Origin of the sequence: Oscillibacter sp. KLE 1745 (assembly GCF_000469445.2) — a bacterium.
In the GTDB taxonomy this organism is placed as follows: domain Bacteria; phylum Bacillota; class Clostridia; order Oscillospirales; family Oscillospiraceae; genus Oscillibacter; species Oscillibacter welbionis.
In genome coordinates this window covers 49,659-71,118 of the sequence record NZ_KI271715.1, presented here as the reverse complement: position 1 = coordinate 71,118, position 21,460 = coordinate 49,659, and the positions used below count along the sequence as shown (strand labels likewise).

The 21,460-nt window shown below is 60.7% G+C and carries 21 protein-coding genes; 11 read left to right on the top strand and 10 right to left on the bottom strand.

The annotated features are described in order from the left end of the window. Nucleotides 1-78 precede the first annotated feature (78 nt). The 4 genes from HMPREF1546_RS07030 to HMPREF1546_RS07015 are packed head-to-tail and all read left to right on the top strand — an operon-like array spanning nt 79 to nt 3,036. Nucleotides 79-690, top strand: a complete 612-nt coding sequence (locus HMPREF1546_RS07030; RefSeq protein WP_021748840.1) for a 4Fe-4S binding protein — start codon at nt 79-81, stop codon at nt 688-690. A gap of 7 nt (nt 691-697) precedes the next feature. Next, on the top strand, nt 698-1,339 hold the full coding sequence (locus HMPREF1546_RS07025) for an ABC transporter permease (RefSeq protein ID WP_021748839.1): 642 nt from the start codon (nt 698-700) through the stop codon (nt 1,337-1,339). A gap of 4 nt (nt 1,340-1,343) precedes the next feature. Beyond that, complete coding sequence (locus HMPREF1546_RS07020) at nt 1,344-2,276, top strand: glycine betaine ABC transporter substrate-binding protein (RefSeq protein ID WP_021748838.1); 933 nt, start codon at nt 1,344-1,346, stop codon at nt 2,274-2,276. Nucleotide 2,277: 1 nt separating this feature from the next. Further along, a complete protein-coding gene (locus tag HMPREF1546_RS07015) occupies nt 2,278-3,036 on the top strand; it encodes an ABC transporter ATP-binding protein (protein ID WP_021748837.1) in 759 nt (252 codons plus the stop codon). 93 nt (nt 3,037-3,129) lie between these two features. Here HMPREF1546_RS07015 and HMPREF1546_RS07010 read toward each other — a convergent pair whose 3' ends face one another. The 4 genes from HMPREF1546_RS07010 to HMPREF1546_RS06995 all read right to left on the bottom strand — a co-directional run bounded on the left by HMPREF1546_RS07010 (nt 3,130) and on the right by HMPREF1546_RS06995 (nt 7,038). Continuing rightward, on the bottom strand, nt 3,130-4,512 hold the full coding sequence (locus HMPREF1546_RS07010; RefSeq protein WP_021748836.1) for a TRAP transporter large permease subunit: 1,383 nt from the start codon (nt 4,510-4,512) through the stop codon (nt 3,130-3,132). Next, nucleotides 4,509-5,039 carry a TRAP transporter small permease subunit gene (locus HMPREF1546_RS07005; RefSeq protein WP_021748835.1) on the bottom strand — a complete coding sequence of 177 codons (531 nt, stop codon included), beginning with the start codon at nt 5,037-5,039 and terminating at the stop codon, nt 4,509-4,511. The genes HMPREF1546_RS07010 and HMPREF1546_RS07005 overlap by 4 nt, the downstream gene beginning before the upstream one ends. 52 nt (nt 5,040-5,091) lie before the next feature. Next, on the bottom strand, nt 5,092-6,231 hold the full coding sequence (locus HMPREF1546_RS07000) for a TRAP transporter substrate-binding protein (protein WP_021748834.1): 1,140 nt from the start codon (nt 6,229-6,231) through the stop codon (nt 5,092-5,094). A 180-nt stretch (nt 6,232-6,411) separates the two neighbouring features. Next, a complete protein-coding gene (locus tag HMPREF1546_RS06995) occupies nt 6,412-7,038 on the bottom strand; it encodes a Crp/Fnr family transcriptional regulator (protein WP_021748832.1) in 627 nt (208 codons plus the stop codon). A gap of 262 nt (nt 7,039-7,300) precedes the next feature. On the opposite strand from HMPREF1546_RS06995, the gene HMPREF1546_RS06990 reads away from it, so the two are divergent. The 7 genes from HMPREF1546_RS06990 to HMPREF1546_RS06960 all read left to right on the top strand — a co-directional run bounded on the left by HMPREF1546_RS06990 (nt 7,301) and on the right by HMPREF1546_RS06960 (nt 14,185). Beyond that, nucleotides 7,301-8,191: a DUF362 domain-containing protein gene (locus HMPREF1546_RS06990; protein ID WP_021748830.1), complete on the top strand. Its 891-nt coding sequence runs from the start codon at nt 7,301-7,303 to the stop codon at nt 8,189-8,191. 22 nt (nt 8,192-8,213) lie between these two features. Continuing rightward, a complete protein-coding gene (locus tag HMPREF1546_RS06985; RefSeq protein ID WP_021748829.1) occupies nt 8,214-8,690 on the top strand; it encodes a flavodoxin in 477 nt (158 codons plus the stop codon). A 200-nt stretch (nt 8,691-8,890) separates the two neighbouring features. Then, on the top strand, nt 8,891-9,523 hold the full coding sequence (locus HMPREF1546_RS06980) for a TetR/AcrR family transcriptional regulator (RefSeq protein ID WP_036630013.1): 633 nt from the start codon (nt 8,891-8,893) through the stop codon (nt 9,521-9,523). A gap of 405 nt (nt 9,524-9,928) precedes the next feature. Next, nucleotides 9,929-10,822 (top strand): LysR family transcriptional regulator, encoded by an 894-nt coding sequence (locus tag HMPREF1546_RS06975; RefSeq protein WP_025544428.1) that lies wholly within the window; start codon nt 9,929-9,931, stop codon nt 10,820-10,822. Nucleotides 10,823-11,072: 250 nt separating this feature from the next. Beyond that, nucleotides 11,073-12,389: a GntP family permease gene (locus HMPREF1546_RS06970; RefSeq protein ID WP_021748825.1), complete on the top strand. Its 1,317-nt coding sequence runs from the start codon at nt 11,073-11,075 to the stop codon at nt 12,387-12,389. Nucleotides 12,390-12,437: 48 nt separating this feature from the next. Then, a complete protein-coding gene (locus tag HMPREF1546_RS06965) occupies nt 12,438-13,214 on the top strand; it encodes a 3-hydroxybutyrate dehydrogenase (protein WP_036627612.1) in 777 nt (258 codons plus the stop codon). A 32-nt stretch (nt 13,215-13,246) separates the two neighbouring features. Then, complete coding sequence (locus HMPREF1546_RS06960) at nt 13,247-14,185, top strand: 3-hydroxyacyl-CoA dehydrogenase family protein (protein ID WP_021748823.1); 939 nt, start codon at nt 13,247-13,249, stop codon at nt 14,183-14,185. A gap of 299 nt (nt 14,186-14,484) precedes the next feature. On the opposite strand, the gene HMPREF1546_RS06955 is transcribed toward HMPREF1546_RS06960, so the two are convergent. From HMPREF1546_RS06955 to HMPREF1546_RS06930, 6 genes are all read right to left on the bottom strand, one after another. After that, the gene (locus HMPREF1546_RS06955) at nt 14,485-15,198 is read right to left on the bottom strand and encodes a hypothetical protein (protein ID WP_021748821.1); all 714 of its coding nucleotides are present in this window, start codon (nt 15,196-15,198) and stop codon (nt 14,485-14,487) included. Beyond that, nucleotides 15,191-17,380: a hypothetical protein gene (locus HMPREF1546_RS06950; protein ID WP_021748820.1), complete on the bottom strand. Its 2,190-nt coding sequence runs from the start codon at nt 17,378-17,380 to the stop codon at nt 15,191-15,193. Before HMPREF1546_RS06950 ends, HMPREF1546_RS06955 begins: the two co-directional genes overlap by 8 nt. Next, nucleotides 17,377-18,237, bottom strand: coding sequence for an ABC transporter ATP-binding protein (locus tag HMPREF1546_RS06945; RefSeq protein ID WP_021748819.1), 861 nt, complete (start codon nt 18,235-18,237; stop codon nt 17,377-17,379). Before HMPREF1546_RS06945 ends, HMPREF1546_RS06950 begins: the two co-directional genes overlap by 4 nt. A gap of 185 nt (nt 18,238-18,422) precedes the next feature. After that, nucleotides 18,423-19,052: an alpha/beta fold hydrolase gene (locus HMPREF1546_RS06940; RefSeq protein ID WP_021748818.1), complete on the bottom strand. Its 630-nt coding sequence runs from the start codon at nt 19,050-19,052 to the stop codon at nt 18,423-18,425. 107 nt (nt 19,053-19,159) lie between these two features. Then, complete coding sequence (locus HMPREF1546_RS06935) at nt 19,160-20,641, bottom strand: HAMP domain-containing sensor histidine kinase (RefSeq protein ID WP_021748817.1); 1,482 nt, start codon at nt 20,639-20,641, stop codon at nt 19,160-19,162. Then, entirely contained in the window at nt 20,619-21,284 is a 666-nt protein-coding gene (locus tag HMPREF1546_RS06930) for a response regulator transcription factor (protein ID WP_021748816.1), read from the bottom strand. Before HMPREF1546_RS06930 ends, HMPREF1546_RS06935 begins: the two co-directional genes overlap by 23 nt. Nucleotides 21,285-21,460 lie beyond the last annotated feature (176 nt).

Sequence of the window (21,460 nt, the reverse complement as noted above, 5' to 3'; positions counted from 1 at the left end):
AAGATTGTGCGTACTTTACGAAAGCCGCCTGCCGCGCTACCATGGGGGCACAGATCAGAAAACGAAAGGGTGTTCTCCATGAACGAAAAAGCAAAAAAATACGTGGACCTGTTCCGCCGGGTGAAGATCGCAGCCGCCGCCACGGTGGATGCGGAGGGCCATCCCCAGGCCCGGATCATCAACGTGATGCTGGCAGAGGACGATGGGATGTATATTGTCACCTCCAGAGGCAAGCCCTTCTACAAGCAGCTGGTGGAGACGGGAGAGATCGCCCTGGCAGCCATGTGTCCAGACTGCCAGTCCCTGAAATTCACCGGGAAGCTGCGGGTCGTGGACAAAAGCTGGGTGGACAAGGTCTTTGCGCAGAATCCCGGTATGAACGAGGTCTACCCCGGTGAGAGCCGTTATATCCTGGACGCCTTCCACATCTACGCGGGCCATGGCGAGTGGTTCGACCTGCTCCACTATCCCATCAGCCGGGAGACATTTGCCTACGGCGGGGACACGGAGGAGTACAACGGCTTTGTGATCCAGGATGCATGCATCGGCTGCGGCGCCTGTGCCTCAGCCTGTCCCCAGAAGTGCATCACTCCCGGAACGCCCTATGTCATCAACTGGGCGCACTGCCTCCAGTGCGGCCGCTGCGCGGAGGCCTGTCCGGCAGACGCAGTGCGCCGCCTGCACCCGTAAGCGGCTCATGAAACTGCTGCAAGGGATTTTGGGCCTGTACGCCCAGCGGGCAGACTGGTTCGCGGGATTGCTGCTGGCCCACATCGGCCTGGCTCTGACCGTCATCGCCATGTCCGGCATGATCGGTCTTTTGACAGGCATCTGGATCGCGGAGCATCCCCGTATCGCGCCGCCGGTGATGGGCGTCTGCAACGTGCTGTACACCATTCCCGCCATCTCCCTGCTGGGCATCCTGATCCCCTTCAGCGGGATCGGCAACAAGACTGCCGTTATTGCCCTGACGGTTTACGGCATCATGCCCATGGTGCACAACACCTACGTGGGACTCACCACACTGGACCCGGATATTCTGGAGGCAGCCAGGGGCATGGGCAGTACGGGGACACAGGCGCTGTTTCGGGTGAAGCTGCCCATGGCCGCCGGAGTCATCCTGGCGGGCGTGCGGAACATGGTGGTCATGACCATCTCCGTGGCCGGCATTGCCTCCTTTGTGGGGGCCGGTGGCCTGGGCGTGGCCGTCTACCGGGGAATCACCATTTACGATCCGGCCATGACGGCGGCGGGCAGCATCCTGATCGCCCTGCTGGCCATTGTCTGCGATCTGGCGCTGGGCGCGCTGGAGCGCTATTTCAAAAAGAGAGGAAGCTGAACTTATGAACATCCTGAATCGACTGCAGGCGGCCGTCCTAGCCATCCTGATGCTGGGCACCCTGACCGGCTGCGGCGGAGGCGCCGCCTCCGGAGGGGAGACCGGCTCTGGCGACCCTGTCCGAATCGCCACCAAGCCCATGACGGAACAGTACATCCTGGGAGAGATGCTGGGCCTTCTCATTGAGCAGGCCGGCTATGACGTGGAGATCACTAAGGGCGTGGGCGGCGGCACCAGCAACATCCAGCCCGCCATGGAGAGCGGAGAGTTCGACCTCTATCCGGAGTATACCTCCAGCGGTTGGGTACTGGTGCTGGACCACCAGGCCGAGGGTGTGGATGATGCAGAGATGTTCACCCGGCTTCAGCAGGAGTACGAGGAGAAGTTCCACATGACCTGGGTGGGGAAGTACGGCTTCAACAACACCTTCACCGTTGCCGTCCGGGGCGATGTGGCGGAGCAGTACGGCCTGGAGACCACCAGCGATCTGGCCGGGGCGGCCGGTGAGCTGACCTTCGGCGGAAACCCGGACTATCTGGAGCGGGAGGACGGCTTTCCAACCCTGTGCAAGACTTACGGCCTGGACTTCCGGAATGTGGTGGACATCGACATCGGCCTGAAATACCAGGCCCTGGCCGGCGGAGATATCGACGTGACCAACGCCTTCACCACCGACGCCCAACTGGCGAATCCGGACACAGACCTAGTGACGCTGGAGGATGACAAGCATCTGCAGGTGAACTACTTTTGCTCCACGGTGGTCCGCCGGGACGCATTGGAAAAATTCCCCGGTCTGGAGGAGGTGCTGATGCAGATGGACGGTATTCTCTCAGACGGGGAGATGGCCGCGCTCAACTACCAGGTGGAGGTGGAGGGCCGGAACGAGCGGGATGCGGCCAGGGACTTCCTGCTCCAGAAGGGCCTGCTGGAGGCGTGATATGACCCAGCCGATCATTCGCTTTGAAGGCGTCTCCAAGGCCTTCGGCACCCAGACCGTTCTGCGGGACTTCTCTTTGGATGTGGAGCCGGGCGCATTTGTGTCGATCATCGGCCGGTCCGGCTGCGGAAAGACCACCGTGCTGAAGCTGGTAAACGGCCTGCTGTCGCCGGACACGGGCCGAGTCCTGATCCAGGGGCAGGATGTGGCCCGAATTGACCCGGTGGCCCTGCGCCGCCGCATCGGCTACGCCATCCAGAACGTGGGCCTGTTTCCCCACATGACCGTGGAGAAGAACATTGCCTATGTGCCCGCCATCTCCGGCCTGGAGGAATGGAAGGGGAAGCAGTGCAGAGAAAAAGTCGCTGCCCTGCTGAAGCAGGTGGGGCTGGACCCGGCGCTGGCGGGGCGGTATCCCCGCGCCCTCTCCGGCGGGCAGCGCCAGCGGGTGGGTATCGCCAGGGCGCTGGCCGCCGGTCCGGAGCTTCTGCTGATGGACGAGCCCTTCGGCGCGGTGGACGAGATCACCCGGGGCCAGCTGCAGGATGAGCTCCTGCGCATCCACCGGGAGAGCGGCATCACCGTCCTGTTTGTGACCCACGACATCGCGGAAGCCCTGAAACTGGGGACCCGCACACTGGTGATGGACGCCGGGCAGATCCAGCAGTATGACGCGCCAAGCCGCCTCCTGGCGCACCCGGCCACGTCCTTTGTGGAGCGGCTGGTCCACCGCAGCCGGGTGTTTCAGACCCGGGCGTAACGTCTCCGGCAGACCGGCCGTCCGCTGGAAATGGACAAAAGAGAAAAGAGGTCCGAAGGACGTACGTCCTTCGGACCTCTTCGCTTATGGGGATCAGCTTGCCAGCATGCTGGGCAGCCAGGTGACCAGCGGCGGGAACACCGCGCAGAGCGCGGTCACGATACAGATGATGATAATGAACGGTATAACGCCCCTGTAGACCTCCTGGATTTTGATGCTCGGAGGCAGGATGCCCTTCACATAGAACAGGGCGAAGCCGAAGGGCGGCGTCATGAAGCAGGTCTGCAGCAGCGTGGCGCTGACGGCCACCAGCCACAGCCGGTCGAAGCCGAAGGTATCCATGATCGGCAGGAAGATGGGGAACACGATCATGACGATGCCCAGCCAGTCGATGAACATGCCCAGAAGGAACATGATGACCATCATGATGGCGAAAGCGCCCCACTTGCCGATACCCATGCTCAGGACCCAGTCCGCGATGATCTGGTCACCATCCAGAGACATGAACACGCCGGTAAAGGCAGCTGCGCCGAAGAGGATGATGAACACCATGGCGGTGGTTTTGGCGGTGTCGATCAGAGACTCATAGAGCATCTTCCAGCTGAACTGCTTGTAGAAGATCGCCAGGATCAGGGAGAACAGGGCGCCGATGCCCGCGGCCTCCGTGGGGGTGGCGATGCCGCCGAAGATGGAGCCCAGCACGCCGAAGATCAGAATCAGCGGCGGGATCAGGTTGATCAGGGAGCCGGTGATGCGCTTCTTCAGGGGCATCTCCGCCAGCTCCTCGGGACTCATGGCCGGGCCCCAGTCGGGATGGATGTGGCAGACCACCATCAGGTAGATGATGTATCCCAGGGACAGGCTCAGGCCGGGGACGATGGCGGCGAAGAAGATCTTGCCGACGGAGACCTCTGCGTAAGAGCCCATGGAGACCAGCATGATGGAGGGCGGGATCAGAATGCCCAGGGAGCCGCCGGCGCACACCATGCCGCAGGCCAGGGAGGGCTTGTAGCCGCTGCGCAGCAGCACGGGGAGAGACAGCATGCCCATGGTGACAACGGAGGCGCCCACGATGCCGGTGGTGGCGGCGAATACAGTGGAAACCAGGATCACGGCCAGACCCAGTCCGCCCTTCAGGGGCCCCAGCAGGTAACGGATGGACTCAAACAGGCCGTCCGCCACCTTGGAGTGGGTCAGGAAGTTGGCCATCAGCACGAACATGGGGATGGCCACCATGGAGTAGCTTTGCATCTGGTCGTAGATCTTTGTCATGGCGATGGTGACGCCGGGGGTACCCCAGGCCAGCCAGCCGACGATGACGCCGGCGCCGCCCAGCACGAAGGCCAGCTCCTGGCCCAGGACAAGGCCCACGACCATCAGGCCGAACAGGCCGAGGATCAGCGCCACGCCAAGCGTGCCGGCGGGGATCTCAGCGGCTGCGACCAGCCCCTGCAGTTGTTCCAAAATCGCAGTCATCCCTGCGCCTCCTTTCCGTTCGCGGAAGCCGTGACGAGTCCCTCTACATGCTTGAGGATCTCAGAGACGGCCTGGATGGCGAGCAGCACCAGCCCCACGAACAGGCAGAGCTTCACCGGCCAGGTGGGCGCGGCCCACACGGAGTAGGTCTGCTCACCGGTGGTATACGCGTTCAGGAAGAAGGTCCAGCTGGCGGGAACGAGACCCATCAGGAAGGGGACCAGGAAGATCGCGTATGTGACGATATGCAGGATGTGCTGGACCCGGACAGGGAACATAGCGTAGACCACGTCCACCGCCACGAAGGCCTTTTTCTGAAGGCCGTATGCGCTGATCAGAATGATATAGCAGGCGAACAGCATCACGATCAGGTCCTGAGTCCAGATCTGCGGCCGGTTGAAAATACGGCGCAGGATGACCTCGCACATGATGACGGCAAGGATTGCCAGCGACAGGACGGAGAAGATCCGGCCCAGGAAGTCGTTGAACTTGTCGATGCCATTGTAGATTGCTTTGATGGCTTTCATCAGAAATTCACACCTCTTTCATAAACTCTCTCATCAGTTGTTGAAGAGGCGTTCATTCGCCGCGGTTGAAGCCGAAGCCGTAGTCGCCGGTCCAGTCGCGGTAGTTGTTGGCAGTCTCACGGTAGGCCTGCATGGACTCATAGACCATCTTGAAGTTGGGGTTGATCTCGCACTCCTCCTTATAGGTCTCGATGCAGGTTTCGCGGATAAGCTGCATGTCCTCGTCGGACAGGCTGGTGACCGTGACGCCCTGATCCTCGATCATCTGATTGGTGACGGTCATATCATTGTAGATGTAACGGGAGAGCTGCTCACCGCAGCAGAGGCGGGCGGCGCTCTCAAAGGCCACCTGATAGGCCTCAGGCAGGCTTTCCCAGGCCTGTTTGTTCACCATGACGCCGTTGACACCGGCGGACTGATACCAGGCGGGGGCGCACCAGTAGGGGGCGACCTCCTGCAGCTTCAGGGAGTCGTCGGCCTTGGGGCCGGAGAACTCGCCGCCGTCGATCACGCCGCGCTGCAGGGACTCATACAGCTCGGAGGCGGCCACGGTGGTGATGTTGATACCCAGCTTCTGCGCTGCCTTGCCGGCCATGACGCCGCCCAGGCGGATCTTCATGTGCTGCATATCCTCGATGGAGGTGATGGGGGACACGGAGCGGATGCCGGACTCGGAGGGGTTGGTAACCAGCGGGAAGTACTCCATGTTGTACTGGCCGTACATCTCCTTATAGCAGTCCATGCCGCCGGCCTCATAGATCCAGGTGTAGTAGTCCAGGGCGGTAAAGTCGTCCATGATAGTGGACAGCAGCTCAAAGGCCGTGTCCTTGCCGGACCAGTAGCCGCCCCAGTCGCCGCCGCACTCCACGGTGCCCTGGCTGACAAAGTCGAACAGCTGGCTGGCGGAGCACAGTTCGCCCTCGGAGTAATTGGTAATGATGAACCGGCCGTCGGTCAGCTGGCTCACCAGCTCCGCGAAGCGCTGGTCCACGGTGAAGTGGACGTTACCAGCGCCCCAAACGGAACCCATCTTCCAGGTCACGACAGGCAGGCTGCTGTCGCCGCCGGCAGCGGTGGCGTTCAGATTCGCGGTGTCCATGATGCCGCTGTCGGCAGATGCGCAGCCGGACAGCAGCACGGCGGGCAGCAGCAGCGCCATGGTCAGGAACAGTGCAAAAAATCTCTTTTTCATTTCGCTTTCTCCTTGGTCTTTCCTAATTTCACACAGGTGCAGGGGGAAGTCACTCAGTTCCGGGGATCGCCTTCTTTCCGTTGGCCGCAGGGCCGTATTCAAGAAGCTCCCGCTGTTCCGCCGGGGAGCGCGGGAGAACATCTTCCACAAGCTGGGCCGCCCATATTCTGGCGGCGGACATCAAAAGAGCCCGCTCTTTTCTGAGAGTCGGCTCTGCTTGACCGGAGGCTCCTCGCCGCGCTTGCGCAGCTGCCCGCGCAGGCGGCTCAGAGACACTGGGGACATACATAAAAAGGATGCGATGTGCTTGATGCTGACCACGTCCGCCAGCTCGGGATAGCGGCGGAGAAACCACTGGTACCGCTCCATGGCGGAGCTGATGCCGAGAAGGAGCTTCAGCTCCCGTTCCAGCTTCAGTTTCTCCAGCAGGTAAGAACTATACAGCTGCTGCAGCTCTGCGGACTGCTGGAACTGCTCCGCAAGGAGCTGGGTGGGGATGGACAAGAGCACACAGTCCGTCACCGCCTCAAAGTTGATCGGGAAGGAAGCTGTCAAGATGCTGAGACTCAGCACGGCCTCTCCAGGCCGGTAGAGGAAGCAATCCGTGATATCCCGCCCTTTTTCATCCGTCAGGTAACCCCGAATGACTCCGCTGACCAGAAACGGGATCCAGTCAGAGCAGGCGTCCGGCTTGGCGACAAGCTGCCTCTTTTTGCAGGAAAAAAGCCTTGAGGCATCTGCGAGACTGGCGGCCAGATCTGTATCCTCAAGGTGGAGGATCTCCTCCAAACAATCCTGAATATGCATCGCATCTTCCTTTCTTTCGCCGCAATTATACAAAATTACAGGGAAGATTGCATTAACACAGGTTAATTTTCCGTCCTCAAACAGAAAAAAGTTAACATTTTGTTAAAAATTTTTTAAATGCAAGAAACGGACGACACACAAAAGGCTATCCTGGGAATCACCTGGGTGGAGAGCAGAATTTCTGTTGAAAATCTATTGACATCGTGTCAGAATACGGCTATAATGCAGATACTGACACTATGTCAATAAGGAGACCTGCAATATGAGAGCGAATGTCTATTTCACAAGGGAGATCACGCCTGAAAAAGTAGTGGAGCTGTATCGTGCCCTGGGCGTGGAGCTGCCCGGCAAGGTGGCCGTGAAGGTCCACTCCGGGGAGAAGGGCAACCAGAATTTCCTGCGTCCGGAATTCTGGTGTCCCATGGTAGAGGAGGTCCACGGCACCATCGTGGAGTGCAATACCGCCTATGGTGATGCGGCTGGCGGTGTCCGGGATCATACGGAGTCCCACCGGAAGCTGCTGCAGGAGCATGGCTGGACCAAGTACTTCGACGTGGACCTGATGGACGCCGAGGGCCCCGACGTGGTGTGGCCCATCCCCAATGGCAAGGTCCTGAAGGAGAACCACGTGGGCAAACACATCCTGCATTATGACTCCATGCTGGTGCTGGCCCACTTCAAGGGCCACCCCATGGGCGGCTACGGCGGCGCCCTGAAGCAACTGGCCATCGGCTGCGCCTCCCGGGCGGGGAAGGCGCTGATCCACTCCGCCGGGAAAACCGATGACCGCTTCAAGACCTGGGAGCAGCACGCCAGCTCCGTGGTCTTTCCAGAGGCCATGGCGGATGCTGCCTCCAGCGTGATAGAGCACTTTCGGGGCAAGATTGCCTTCATCAATGTGATGAAGAACCTGTCCGTGGACTGCGACTGCTGCGCCGTGGCCGAGGATCCCTGCATGAAGGACATCGGCATCCTGGCCTCTCTGGACCCAGTGGCCATCGACCAGGCCTGTATCGACCTGGTAATGCAATCCGATGATCCGGGCAGGGAACACTTCATGGAGCGGGTGAACAGCCGCAACGGCATCCACACCATCGAGGCCGCAGCGGAATTGGGCTTCGGCTCCCGGACGTATGATCTGACCGAACTGTAAGCATTGAAAGGAGCAACCTGCAATGAGCAAGATATTGATCGCCTATTTTTCCGCCAGCGGCGTCACGGCCCGCACGGCGAAGGAGATGGCAAAGGCCGCTGGAGCGGATCTGTATGAGATTTGTCCGGCAGAGCCCTATACCGCTGCGGACCTGAACTGGATGGACCAGAAGAGCCGCAGCACGCTGGAGATGAACGATCCAGCCTGCCGCCCCGCCATCGCGGCACCGGCGGCGGATCTGGACCAGTACGACACCGTGTTCGTCGGCTTCCCCATCTGGTGGTATGTGGAGCCCCGTATCGTGGACACGTTCCTGGAGAGATCTGATTTTTCCGGCAAGACGGTGATTCCCTTCGCCACCTCCGGCGGCAGCGGGATCGAGAAGGCGGAGCGGAGCCTGAAGTCCCACTGTCCCCAGGCCAACTGGAAGAAGGGCAAGCTGCTCAACCACATGGATGCGGCCGCCTGGACCAAAAGCGTGCTGAATTCGGGGTGCTGAAGCGCCGGGGCCGCAGGACACCGGCCTTGAGCAGGCGTTCCCAATACCCGGCCCATCCGGCTGGGTGAGAGCTGTGGACGGACGCCCCGTGTTCTATTTGACACAGCGATGGGAAACCGGTATCATGTGTTTGAACAGCACTGGGACCATAGGCGCGGAATGCGTGCCGGAAACCCATGGAAACAAGAGAGGGAACTGCCATGCCGAGAGGATCAGAAGAGCTGACGAACGCGCGGAAAGCGGAGATTGTCAATGCCTGTGCCGTACTCTATGAGACCAGGAGCTTCAAGGAGATCACGCTGAAGGAGATCGGGGAGAAGACCTCTTTCACCAGAACGTCGATCTATAACTATTTCCAGACAAAAGAGGAGATCTTTCTGGCTCTGTTCCAGCGGGAGTACGAGGCATGGATCGAGGATCTGGACGCCCTGCGCTGCGGACACCGGAAGCTGTCCGTGGATGCTTTCTCCGACGAGCTGGCCCGCACACTGGAGCGGCGGGAGCGGCTGCTGAAGCTGATGGCCATGAATCACTATGATATGGAGGCCAACAGCCGGATCGAAAATCTGGTGGCGTTCAAGAAGGCGTATGGCGGCTCCCTGCTGGCCGTGACCCACTGCCTGGAGAAGTTTTTCCCCCGGATGACGGATGAGGACGTGCAGGGATTCCTCTATGCTTTTTTCCCGTTCATGTTCGGTATTTACCCCTATACCGCAGTAACGGAGCAACAGCGTACGGCTATGGAGCTGGCGGGCGTCGGCTATGTCCGGATTTCTGTCCGGGAGCTGACGCGGTCGTTTACCGCCAAGCTGCTGCAGGGATTTCAAATGTGAGGGAGGAGGTCCGCCGGACCCGGCGTTCCGTTTCCTGTCTGAATGACAGCCCTGCGCCGGACCGGCGCGGGGCTGCTTTTCTTGGGTGGAAGCGGCGGAAGACTGTGGGGATGCCGCCTTCCCGACAGGAGCTGCCGGGAAGGGAGCTGAAATCCTGGAGGGCCGGTTGGAAGCACCCGGACGCTGCGGCCCGCTGGCCCATGCGCCCGCCTCCAATCAAGCATAGAAGGCCGCCCTTGTAGGTGCCCGGGGCCGTTTCTCAAACCGGAAGGGTGCCATGATCCACCCCGGTATGTTACCGAAAAAGACTGCGGCTCCGCATTTTGGGGTTTCCATTTTGGGAAAATTGGGCTATGATGAAACAAAATGGGCCCCGATACCAGCACAGGGCAGAAAGGCGTTCCTATGGATATCAAACAGTTGTATTATTTTACGGCGGTGGCACAGGCGGGCAGCTACTCCAAGGCAGCAGAGAGTCTGGCGGTGTCGCAGCCCACGCTGTCCGTCACGGTCAAAAAACTGGAGGAGGAGCTGGGTGTTCAGCTCTTTTACGCCTTCAACCGGGAGCAGCACCTGACCGACGAGGGTCTGCGCCTGTGGACCAAGGCCAAGCAGATCCTGGACCTGTATCAGGAGACGCTGGACGATATGAAGACCACCAACAAAAACAGCTCCGGCAAATTCACCCTGGGCCTCTCTCCGCTGTTCGGCGCCTGCTTTTTCGGCGACTTGATCCCCAATTTCTCCATGGAGTATCCCAATATTGAGATCAAGATGATTGAGGACGGCGCCTACCGCATCGACCAGCGGATCGAGCGCGGCGAGGTGGATATCGCCGTCACGCTCAATTCCAAACGCCTGTCCTCCTTTGCTTACTGTCATTTTTCCACCCAGAGGAACGTGGCGCTGCTTCACAAGAGCCACCCGCTGGCGAAGGAGCCCTCCGTCACGGTCTCCCAGCTCCGGGATGACTCTTTCGCCATCTTCAATCAGGACTTCATTCTCCACGAACAGATCGTGGACGCCTGCCATGCGGCCGGTTTCCGGCCGAAATTCGCCCTGCTCAGCTCCCAGTGGGATTTCATGGTGGAGCTGGTGTCAAAAAACCATGCGGTTTCCATCCTGCCCAAGCCGGTGCTGGACAAGCATCCGGATCCTAATGTGTGCTGCGTGCCCATGAGCGACAGCATGAAATACTGGGACATCGTGCTGGCCTGGAACAAGGACAAGTATATGCCGAAAGCCTGCGCGCTGTTTCTGGATTACTGCAAGCACCATCTCCCGCCGGATGACCTTTAAGACGGGTATTGAAGCGAGCTATTATTTTCTATAATAATATTTTTTGAATAATATTATAGAATTGGAATTTTACAATAAAAATTCTATATAATTTTTGATAAATTAAATTATTGAAATTTATATATTCTTCCGCTATGATAAACATTGGAAGCACTGCCGGCCGGCGGCTTTTCTGTGTGAACCCCGGATCCGTCCAGAGTTGTAGCCTGGACCAGATCTACATTCTGATAGCGGGAGGAAGAAAGCCTTTATGTTAAGTTTGGTTGGCATTATTGTCGGCCTTGCGCTGCTGATCTTTTTGGCATTCCGTGGAAAATCCCTGCTTTGGGCCGCTCCTGTCTGCGCGCTGCTGGTGGCCTTCACCGGCGGGCTGGACATGTTTACCGCCTATACGCAGAACTACATGGAGGGTATGGTCGGCTTCGTCAAGGAGTGGTTCCCGGCGTTTATGCTGGGCGCGATTTTTGGCCAGATCATGCAGGATTCCGGCGGCGCGGTCTCTTTGACGAAAGCCGTTGTAAAGCTGGTCGGGCGGGACAAAGCGATCTTTGCCTCCGTCCTGTGCGGCGGTGTGCTGGCTTATGGCGGGATCTCAGGCTTCGTCATCATTTTCTCCATGTATCCCATTGTGCTGGGGCTGTTCAAGGAGGCTGACATTACCCGGCGCCTGATTCCGGCCACGATTATGACCGGCGCTTTTACCTTTGCCATGAGCGCGATGCCCGGCACGCCGACGATCCAGAACCTGATTCCCACAGAGTATTTCGGAACCACCGCCACGGCGGCGCCTGTGATCGGGATTGTGTGCACCATCATCATGTTCGTGGGTCCTGTCCTGTGGCTGAGCTGGCGGGCCAAGAAGTTCCGTGCCGCGGGCGAGGGGTATGACGAACCGGATGAGATGCCGGAGGAGGTGCCGGACGATAAGCTGCCCCCGGCCTGGTGCTGCTTTATCCCCTTTGTGGTCATTGTGATCCTGCTGAATGTGTTCAAGATGAACATCGTGGTGTGCCTGCTGGCGGGGATCCTGCTCTCCCTGGTGTTCCTGTTCCTGATGGGAAAGGTGCGGGGCAGTGTGTATCTGACCAATGTAGGTGAGACCTGCAACAAGGGCTGCCAGAGCGCAGTGTCCGCCATTATGAACACCGCGGCAGCGGTAGGCTTCGGCTCCGTTGTGAAGATTACCCCGGGTTTTGCGTTCCTGTCCGAGCTGGTTTTGGGAATCGGCGGCAGTCCCCTGATCGCAGAATCCATTGCCATCAATGTCCTGGCTGGTGCCACAGGCTCCGCCTCCGGCGGTCTCCAGATCGCCCTGGACGCTCTGGCGGATAACTTTATTCAGATGTCCCAGACCTCCGGCATTCCTCTGGCGGTGTTCCACCGGGTTGGCTCCATCGCCTGCGGCGGACTGAACACCATGCCCCATGACGGCGCGGTGGTCACCTATCTGTCCTACTGCAAGATCTCCCACAAGCGCGGATACTTCGATATGTTCATAGTGGCCGGCGCAATTCCCATCCTGGCCAATATCGTTGCCATCATTCTGGGTACCATCGGCATCGTTTGACGCTTCGGACGAGATCAAGATACAAGATAAATGATTGAGGAGGAAATCATGATGACTATGAAATCCGCATTGATTACCGGTGCTGCGTCCGGTATCGGCAAGGCCTGCGCCGAGCGCATGGCGCAGGAGGGGTACGGCGTCGTGGTGGCGGATGTGAATCTGCCCGCTGCGGAGGAACTGGCTGCCAAACTGGCAGCAGAGGGCCTCTCCGCCATCGCCGTCCACATGGATGTGGCCGATGAGCAGGAGGTGGAGGCTGGTTTTGACAAGATGATGGAGACCTACGGCTCCTGCGATCTGGTCATGTCCAATGCCGGTGTGCAGATCGTCCACCCCTTTGAGGAGTATCCCTTCGCGGACTGGCGGAAGATGATGGCCATTCACGCCGACGGCGCCTTCCTGGTGTCCCGGGCGGCTTACCGCCGGATGAAGGCCTCCGGCAAGGGCGGCCGGATCGTGTTCACCGGCTCCGTACAGTCCTTCGTGGGCTCCAAGCTGAAAGAGCCCTACAACTTCGCCAAGCACGGCGTGGCCGGACTGGCAAAAGCCATAGCCCGGGAGGGCGCCGAGTACGGCATCTACACCTATACCATCTGCCCCAGCTTCATCAAGACGCCGCTGGTGGAAAAGCAGATCCCCGAGCAGGCGGCTTCCCTGGGCATTACGGAGGAGGAAGTGGTGAAGAACATCATGCTGCGGGATACCGTGGACGGGGTGTTCACCACGGTGGAGGATGTAGCCAACACGCTGGTATTCCTGTCCAAGGATCAGGGCGCTCTGACGGGCCAGTCCCTGCGGCTGACCCACGGCTGGGCCATGATGTAATAGAATCATAGGAATCATAAAAGGAGGCAGCTATGGAACGAATTGCGGTTTATGGAGCGGGCACCATCGGTTCCTGCCAGGCCACGCTCATCATCGGCAACGGCCTGCCCTGCACGGTCATCGGACACTCGGAGCGGGGGCTGGAGCGGTGCCGGAAGTCCATCGAGCAGAACTGGGATGACCTGATCGCCGAGGGCCTGGCTACGGAGGGCAACAAGCAGGCCGCCATGGCCCTGGTCACCATCACCAACGACCCTGCCGCTCTGCAGGAGCACACCTTCGTCTTCGAGGCAGTGGCGGAGGGCACTGAGGAAAAGCGGGCCGTCTATGAGACCATCGAGCAGAACGCTGCGCCCAACGTGGTGATCGCCTCCTGCACGTCCTCCATCGACGCAGAGATCCTGGCGGGGCTGGTTTCCCACCCGGAGCGCCTTCTGATCGCGCATCCGTTCCAGCCGGTGCACATGCTGCCCCTGGTGGAGGTGGTGCGCCACGAAAAGACGGCGGAGGACACAGTGACCCGTACGCTGGCGCTGCTGGAGACGCTGCACCGGCAGGTAGTGGTGCTGAACCGCAGTGTGCCCGGCTTCCTGGTGAACCGTTTTGCCCAGGCGCTGTTCCGGGAGTCCATCTACCTCATTGAGCAGGGAGTCACCACCGCGGCGGACATTGACCGGGCGGTGAAGTACGCCGTGGGAATGCGCTATGCATCCATCGGCCTGCTGGAGTATTTCGACGCCGTGGGATACGAACTGGAGAGCGCCATTGCAAAGAACGTCTATCCGGACCTGTGCGGCACCCGGGAGCTCCAGCAGCTGGTGCTGGACGGCCTGGCCACCGGCAAGACCGGGCAGGCGGCGGGGCAGGGCCTGTACGACTGGTCTCAGAAGGACGCGGACGACTTCCGCCGCCGTAAGCAGAGCCCGTACTTTGCGGGCGTTAAAGAGTGGGCCATGCCCGATGTGAAGTGACCGCTCGCAGCTGATTCAAAAGCAGAAGGACAGGCATCCGGAATCTCCGGATGCCTGTCCTTTTGGAAAGAGGGGAGCACACTGCGGCGTGCCGGGCTCTTTGCACACACGCCGTCCTGCCTGGAACGGTTTTCCACTTTCCGGATACGGAGCCGCCTGATCCCACAGGCCGGATTCGGAGAGGAGGACAATTGTTTCCATCAAAACGAAAATATTACTGTGCTTTAATTGGTGAAAAGTAAAATTACATTACAGGAAATTCGCCCTTCTCCCATGCGGCGCGGACGGAGGCGGCCTGTTCAGTGCTGCCGCTGGCCCTCGGGCCGAACCGCCAGCAGGACCACGCCGCTCGCCAGCAGGGCGAACTGGACGAAAAGAACGGCCGCCGGCAGCGTAAACGCCGGGTCCAGTGTCCCCAGGGTCAGGGGATACTGGGCGAAGAGGCGCCCGTTCCACAGCCCCAGCGATTCCGGCAGGGGGAGCGCCAGACAGACGGGAGAAACCAGCATCCAGACATAGAGCAGCCAGGGCCGGAGCATTCCCAACAGCCAGCCGCTGCCCAGTGCGAACACCAGCGGAGGGACCAGTGTGACCAGCGTGGGAAATACCAGGCCGCTCCAGCCATACCAGCCGAAATAGATCCCATAGAAGCAGGCGGCTTCTGAGATGCAGGCCAGCGCCAGCAGGGCGGTGCCGGTCAGAGCGGCGGCGCACCGGGCCAGGGCGTACCGGCGGGGCGGAAGGGGAGCCGCGTCTGTGAGCACTGCTGCCCGTCGGGCTTTTTCCGAGGTGAAGAAGGTCAGGAAAAACAGCGCCCCGATCCAGAGCAGCGGGAGCATCCGGCTCAGAAAGTCCCCGAAGCTCCAGGGGGAAAAGGGGGCGGTGTGGGACACCCCGAGGATGGTCACGCGCCGCAGCACCTGCCAGCCGTAGAACAGGAGCACCAGCACAAGCCCGGCGAAAAATTTGTTCCACAGCAGGCGCTTGCACTCATAGAGAAAAATTTTACGCAAGGTTCAGGTCCTCCTCCGTCAGCCCGCAGGCGTTTAAAAAGTCTTGGTAGGTCAGATAGGGATACATGGGATCCAGCTCCCGGTTGAACAGGCCGCGGAGGATCCGGTCCATGGCCTCCTCGCCGCCGACCAGTTGCTCCGCTTTCAAAATCTTCAGGGGCATTTCGCAGTACTGCCGCACATAGCGGAGGCTGTTGGAGATCTCCAGCCGCTCCTCTTCGGGCAGCGCCTCCAAATAGTCCGGATTGCGGACATAGAAGTTCAGGTAATAGTTGTCCACCGCCTGCTGCCACTGGTCCACATAGTGCTCCTGTGCGTAGGACGGGCCGTATCGCTCCTTGACAATACGGTAGGTGGTGTAGACCGTCAGGCCCTCTGCCGACCAGGGGCTGCTTTCATCCGACGCATCAAACATGTTTCCAAGGCCCCACCACTGATGGACCAGTTCGTGGATCATGACTTCTCCGGCTCCGCCGCCCTTGCCGGTATCGCTCAGATTGTCGGCGGTGAAGTCTGCCTCGTCCAGCAGACTGGCGCCGTTTGCGGCGTAGCCGCCGCCGGTCACCCGGCTCTGAATGAGCTTCAGGGTATCGCCGCTGCCGAAGGACAACATGCCGTAGTGCGCTGTACAGTAGTCCACCACCGACTTCACGGCCTCCGCCGCCCCGGCGGCCTCCATGGCGGCCTGATGCTTGCGGCCGTAGTAGAATTCGATGTCCATGCCGCCGGCCTGGATATCCTGGCGGATGTAGTCCCCGGCATAGAGAATGCCGCCGGCGCTGTTGGAGTCATAGCGCCAGGTTTTTGTGCCGTCTGTCTGTTCTGCGACGACCTTCGCCTTGCTGGCCCCGAAGGGGATGACCGACATGGATGCGGGAAGCGTGATCTCGATGGTGGTGGGATAACCGTTTTCCCCCGGCAGCACGTTTATCAGGCGGGGAGACAATCCGGCATTTTCCAGGCATAGGTATTCAGAGCTGATCTCCGTGCCGCCCTGCATGATGGACACATTCCGGTTTTCCCGGGGAAAGCCACCGTAGTCCATAGTCAGTTCGATCTCCCGGTCCGACGGGAGGGCCACCTCCAGCATGGCCTCGTTGTACTCCTGATAGTCGCTCACAGAGAAGGGCACTTCGGCGCCGTTGACCCGCACGTTGGAGATGGTATAGCCCGGATTGACGCCGAAGGCCGCTGTCCACGCCTGCCCGGAGGTGTTCCGGAACCGGTAGGCCGCCGTGCCGGAGACCGTCCCAGCGGTGGTGTCCGGGAATACCTGGGCGCTGCGGCTGGTACAGACCACATTCTCCGCATAGGGAACCTGGTAGAAGTCCATAACCGTCTGGTCGGGGTTGCTGTGGTCCACCAGGGGCTGGGCGGCATAGGCAAAGCCGGAACAGGCCAGAAGCGACAGGGCGATGATAGGCCGGTGGGCCCGCCGCACGCTCCGGGCCAGGGAGCCGGGCAGCCCCTTCCCGTACTGCCGGATGCAGAGATACGACACCGTCCAGATCCCCGCCAGGGCCGCCAGCCAGGTGAGCCGCATCCAGGCTACGGACCGAAAGATGCGGAAATTGGAGAAATCGTCCGACAGCGCCCACACGCAGGGGTTCAGCCAGCAGAGCTGCCAGTTGTCCGCCCAGACAGTCAGGCTCAACGCCGCAAAGGCGGCAAAGAGCACCAGGGACAGGTCCGCCCGCCGAGTATATTGATAGGCGGCAGAGGCAGCCAGAATAGACAGCGGGAGCGCCAGTCCCATGAACAGCAGGTACGCCAGGACATAGTCGCCCCCGTCAAAGATGGAGCCGATCAGCCCACAGCTGATGGGAAGCCACACCAGCATGGTGAGGACCAGCGCCAGTCCGGCTGCCGCCAGCAGGGCCGGCAGGCGTACCAGCGCCGCAGCTAGAGGAGAAACAACCGCATTGGTGAGCGCCTCCACACGGCTGCGGCCGGCCCGGTCCAGCTCATATACTGTGAGCAGGCCGAAGAGAATACCGCCCGCCGCCCCTCCGGCCAGGGCCGGATTGGCCAGGTACATGGAGAGCATGGTGCTGGCAATGGCCGGCTTGTAGAGGACGAGTCCTACTGCGGGGGAGATGACGGTCAGAAGAACGATGAGCCAGGTCATGCGGCTGTGCAGAAGCCGTCCCAGCTCCAGGGGGAACAGACGCAGGAGCTTCATTGTACCGCCTCCCGTGAGATGAGATAGAGGTAGGCGTCCTCCAGAGACGGTTCCGACCGCTGGACATAGGCGGGCAGCGCGTCCGCCACTGCGCGGCATCGGACGCCCTGGCTGGTGTTGACCCGGGCGGTGATGTGCAGGCCCTGCTCCTGACCGGCTTCCCGTTCCCAGAACACGCCCACATGGCCCTCTGCCGCCTGAATCAACTGCTCCGGCGTGCCGGTGAACAGGATTTGCCCGTGGTCGATGACCACCAGCCGGTCACACACCGACTGCACGTCCTCGATAATGTGGGTGGACAGCAGTACCAGCCGGTCCTGGGCCGTGCGGGAGAACAGGTTGCGGAAGTGGATGCGCTCCTCCGGGTCCAGCCCCACCGTCGGCTCATCGAGGATCAGGAGGGGAGGGGCGCCCAGCAGGGCCTGGGCGATGCCCACCCGCTGGCGCTGTCCGCCGGACAGGCTGCGGATGCGGGCGCGGGCCTGCCCCTCCAGATTGACCGTCCGGATCACCTCGCGGACGGCTGTTCCGGAGTCCCGCAGCCCCTTCAGGGCGGCCATATAGTCCAGGAACTGGGCCACGGTGAGCTCGTTGAACAACCCGAAGTCCTGGGGAAGATAGCCCAGCTGGGCCTTCAGCTGCCGCTCCGTCTTGAGAAGGGGCTGTCCGTCCACCAGAATGGAGCCGGATGTGGGGAGCAGGGCGGCCACCAGCAGCTTCATCAGAGTGGACTTGCCCGCGCCGTTTGGCCCCAGCAGGCCGATGAGGCTGGGAGACCGGAGCTCCAGACTCAGGTTCTGCAGGGCCTGTTTTCCGCTGGGGTAGGTCATGCTGACGTTTTGAATGTTGATTTCCATGTGATCGGGATCCTTTCTGCTTGGGATACGGAAAGGATACCATGGCTGTGTGGAGGGGAGTTGGAGATTATGTGTGGTTTGTGTGGAGAAGCGGACACCGGGAAATATCCTGCCAAAAAGGTTCGCCGCAGAACATTTCTGTTTTGCGGCGGACTCGTTTTCTTCCATATAGATTGGCGGAGCAGTCAGGGATGCAGGGAATAGAATTTGTTCAGGCGCTCGGCCAGCGCCTTTGGGTTTTCTTCATTCACAACATGGCCGGTATGTTCGATAAGCTGTAATTCCGCGCCAGGGATGTTCTGCGACAGGTATTGGGCGGAGCGGATATTCGAACGGTCCTTTTCCCCGCAGATGATGAGGACGGGACACCGCATACCGCGCACTCTGCCGCTGAAATCCAGCTTCTTCATGGAATTGCCCAAGACAAACGTGCTCTCTTTATCAAAGGCCATGGTGTCAAAAACGGATCTGGGCAGAAAGCGGAAAATCAGGTTTTGGATACCGAACGCCGCCTTGGGAATTTTATGAGGCGTCCCGATCAGGACCAGCGTTTTTACCTTTTCGGGGAAGTCCAGCGCATAGTTCAGCGCCAGGATACCGCCCAGTGAAAGACCGCACAGATGGACCGCCCTGCCGACGTGATCACAGTATTCTGCAAACGCCCCATAGAGGCTCGGATAGCTTGCTGTTTTCCCGGCAAGCAGGGCACACAGGTCCGGACACAGCAGATCCTCTTTGCCGTCCATGCAGGAGACCGTTTCCTTCCAGCTTGCCGCCTTGTGTCCAGAACCATGAACCAGGATTTTTTTCGCCATACGCAACCTCCTCGGCCTGATCTATGCAGCTTCTCCGCTTGTACGATGTCTCAGCGTATACTTGAAACGGTCACATCTGCGGAAGAAAGTCCGGAATGGGCAGAAAACTAAAACCTTACAGTCGCTTTTACCCCTTCCTCCGTATTCTCAATGGTACACACCGCGCCGTGCCGGTCCAGGATCATTTTCACCAGATAGAGCCCCAGTCCGCTGCCGCCGGTGCTCCGGTTCCGGGAACCCTCCTCCCGGTAAAAGGCTTCAAACAGGTGGGGCAGGGCATCTCCGCTGACCCGCGCTCCGGTGTTCTCCACACTCAGGGCGGGGCGGCCCTCCAACCGGCCGCACCAAACCCGGATTTCCGCCCCCTCCGGCGAGTAGCGGGAGGCGTTGGAGAGCAGGTTGCCCACGGCCTTCCCCAGCAGGGAGGCATCTGCGGGCACGGTAATCCCCGGGGTCAGTGCGGACACCAGCTGCTGGCCCCGCTGCTCCAGCAGCTCCCGGTCCAGAGCCAGTTGCTGCGCCATCAGGGCGGACAGGTCCACGGTCTCCTGCCGGACGGCGGCAGATCCGGACTCCATGCGGGAGATGGACAGCATCTCGCCGATCAGGCGTTCCATCCGGCCGGTTGTCTGGAGAGAGCGGAGCAGGTACTTGTCCCGGTCCTGATATACGCCGACGCCCTCCAGCATCCCGGCCAGCTGTCCCTTCAAAATGGTGACGGGCGTCTTCAGCTCGTGGGAGGCGGCGGAGAAAAAGGCCATCCGCTGTCGGTCCAGCTCCCGCTCCCGGGCCACCTCCCCCCGCAGGGCCTGGTTGGCGGTTTCCAGGTCGGTGAGGGCGGCAGACAGCCGCCGGGCCATTTTGTCCAGACTGCGGCCCAACTGGCCGATCTCGTCCCGGCGCCGCTCCCCACACACCCACTGGAGGTCCAGCTCCGCCATCCTGCCAGCGATGCCGTTCAGCCGCACGATGGGCCGGGTGATATACCGGGAGTACCCGAACGCACACAGCAGGGAGAAGGCCAGCAGCGCCAGAGCCAGCCAGGGGGCCACCCGCCCCAGAGCCTCCACCGCCTGGTTGGCCAAGCGGAGCTGAGGGGAGACCAGCAGCTGGTAGGTCCCCTCCTGGTCGGCAAAGGTGATCTGGGTGGTGAGGATCCCCGTCTGAGTGGCGGTCACCACACCGTCGGCCCGGTCAATCTGCACCTGATAGGTGTCGGCCTCATAGGTCTGGACCGAGTTGTCCGCCCCGGACATGGTGACGGCCACCTGCCAGTCCTCCTCCGGCAGGACCAACAGGGAGCCGGTGTCCGCCTCCGCCCCGCCGGGGGCCGTCAGGGCTACCTCCGCCCCGCTCTCCCGGACAAAGGCGTCCAGGATGGGCCCCGCGTCGGCCAGATTGGTCTGCGCCAGCTGCTGGGTGAGGTCGGCTACCTGGGCCTGGAGCCGGTCGCTGATCACAGCGGTGTAGGTGATGGGGGTGGCCCAGGCAATCAGGGCGAAGGTGAGTCCCCCTGCCCCCAGCAGCAGCAGGAAGGTAAGCAGAAAAATACGCACTGTCAGGCTTTCAGCGAGTTTCCTTCGCAGCACGGTAGCCCACCCCTCTCACGGTTTCAATATAGTCCCGCCCCAGCTTGTGGCGGAGGTTTTTGATGTGGCTGTCCACCACCCGTTCATCCCCGAAGAAGTCGTAGCCCCACAGCCTGGAGAGCAGCATCTCCCGGGTGAAGACCCGCCCCGGCGCGGCCAGAAAGGTGCGCAGCAGCTCGAATTCCCGGGCCGTCAGCTCCAGGGGACGGCCGTCCAGTGCAGCCTCCCTGGTGTCCAGGTCCACCACCAGATCCCGGTAATGCAGGCGGCTTTCCGCCGCTTCGCCGCTCCGGAGAAGGATCACCCGGATTTTCTCCAGCAGGACCGGCATGGAGAAGGGCTTGGTCACGTAGTCGTCGATATTCAGGCCGAAGCCCCGGAGCTGCTGCGTCTCTCCGTCCAGAGCCGTGAGCATCAGAATGGGCACCTGGGACTGGCGTCGGATCTGCGCGCAGACCCCGAAACCGTCGATTTTCGGCAGCATGATGTCCAGCAGGACCAGGTCAAAAGACTGGGCGCGGAACAGGTCCAGGGCCGCTGCGCCGTCTCCGGCCACAGCGGCCGCATAGCCCGCGTCCTGCAGATAGGCGCACAGCAGCTCCTGCAGCTCCGGCTCATCCTCCACGATCAGAATTCGTTTCATCAACAATCACCGGGAAAAAGTATAGCACAGGATTGTGAATTTATCATGGAGAATTTCATTTCCCCCTGTGTGGGGAACAGACCTCCGTTTCCAGCAGCGGCCGCCTGCTGCGTGACCGGTCCCATTGACCAGTGGGCACCGGAGCTGTGACAGGACGATTCCCAGATCCGGTTCGT

Bases quoted from the DNA above. Each gene is read 5' to 3' on its own strand.
- HMPREF1546_RS06975 (WP_025544428.1), top strand. From the start codon at position 9,929: ATGGATATCAAACAGTTGTATTATTTTACGGCGGTGGCACAGGCGGGC.
- HMPREF1546_RS07025 (WP_021748839.1), top strand. From the start codon at position 698: ATGAAACTGCTGCAAGGGATTTTGGGCCTGTACGCCCAGCGGGCAGAC.
- HMPREF1546_RS06950 (WP_021748820.1), bottom strand. From the start codon at position 17,380: ATGAAGCTCCTGCGTCTGTTCCCCCTGGAGCTGGGACGGCTTCTGCAC.
- HMPREF1546_RS07000 (WP_021748834.1), bottom strand. From the start codon at position 6,231: ATGAAAAAGAGATTTTTTGCACTGTTCCTGACCATGGCGCTGCTGCTG.
- HMPREF1546_RS06960 (WP_021748823.1), top strand. From the start codon at position 13,247: ATGGAACGAATTGCGGTTTATGGAGCGGGCACCATCGGTTCCTGCCAG.
- HMPREF1546_RS06990 (WP_021748830.1), top strand. From the start codon at position 7,301: ATGAGAGCGAATGTCTATTTCACAAGGGAGATCACGCCTGAAAAAGTA.
- HMPREF1546_RS07010 (WP_021748836.1), bottom strand. From the start codon at position 4,512: ATGACTGCGATTTTGGAACAACTGCAGGGGCTGGTCGCAGCCGCTGAG.
- HMPREF1546_RS07015 (WP_021748837.1), top strand. From the start codon at position 2,278: ATGACCCAGCCGATCATTCGCTTTGAAGGCGTCTCCAAGGCCTTCGGC.
- HMPREF1546_RS06940 (WP_021748818.1), bottom strand. From the start codon at position 19,052: ATGGCGAAAAAAATCCTGGTTCATGGTTCTGGACACAAGGCGGCAAGC.
- HMPREF1546_RS06945 (WP_021748819.1), bottom strand. From the start codon at position 18,237: ATGGAAATCAACATTCAAAACGTCAGCATGACCTACCCCAGCGGAAAA.
- HMPREF1546_RS06995 (WP_021748832.1), bottom strand. From the start codon at position 7,038: ATGCATATTCAGGATTGTTTGGAGGAGATCCTCCACCTTGAGGATACA.
- HMPREF1546_RS06985 (WP_021748829.1), top strand. From the start codon at position 8,214: ATGAGCAAGATATTGATCGCCTATTTTTCCGCCAGCGGCGTCACGGCC.
- HMPREF1546_RS07005 (WP_021748835.1), bottom strand. From the start codon at position 5,039: ATGAAAGCCATCAAAGCAATCTACAATGGCATCGACAAGTTCAACGAC.
- HMPREF1546_RS07020 (WP_021748838.1), top strand. From the start codon at position 1,344: ATGAACATCCTGAATCGACTGCAGGCGGCCGTCCTAGCCATCCTGATG.
- HMPREF1546_RS06930 (WP_021748816.1), bottom strand. From the start codon at position 21,284: ATGAAACGAATTCTGATCGTGGAGGATGAGCCGGAGCTGCAGGAGCTG.
- HMPREF1546_RS07030 (WP_021748840.1), top strand. From the start codon at position 79: ATGAACGAAAAAGCAAAAAAATACGTGGACCTGTTCCGCCGGGTGAAG.
- HMPREF1546_RS06965 (WP_036627612.1), top strand. From the start codon at position 12,438: ATGATGACTATGAAATCCGCATTGATTACCGGTGCTGCGTCCGGTATC.
- HMPREF1546_RS06970 (WP_021748825.1), top strand. From the start codon at position 11,073: ATGTTAAGTTTGGTTGGCATTATTGTCGGCCTTGCGCTGCTGATCTTT.
- HMPREF1546_RS06980 (WP_036630013.1), top strand. From the start codon at position 8,891: ATGCCGAGAGGATCAGAAGAGCTGACGAACGCGCGGAAAGCGGAGATT.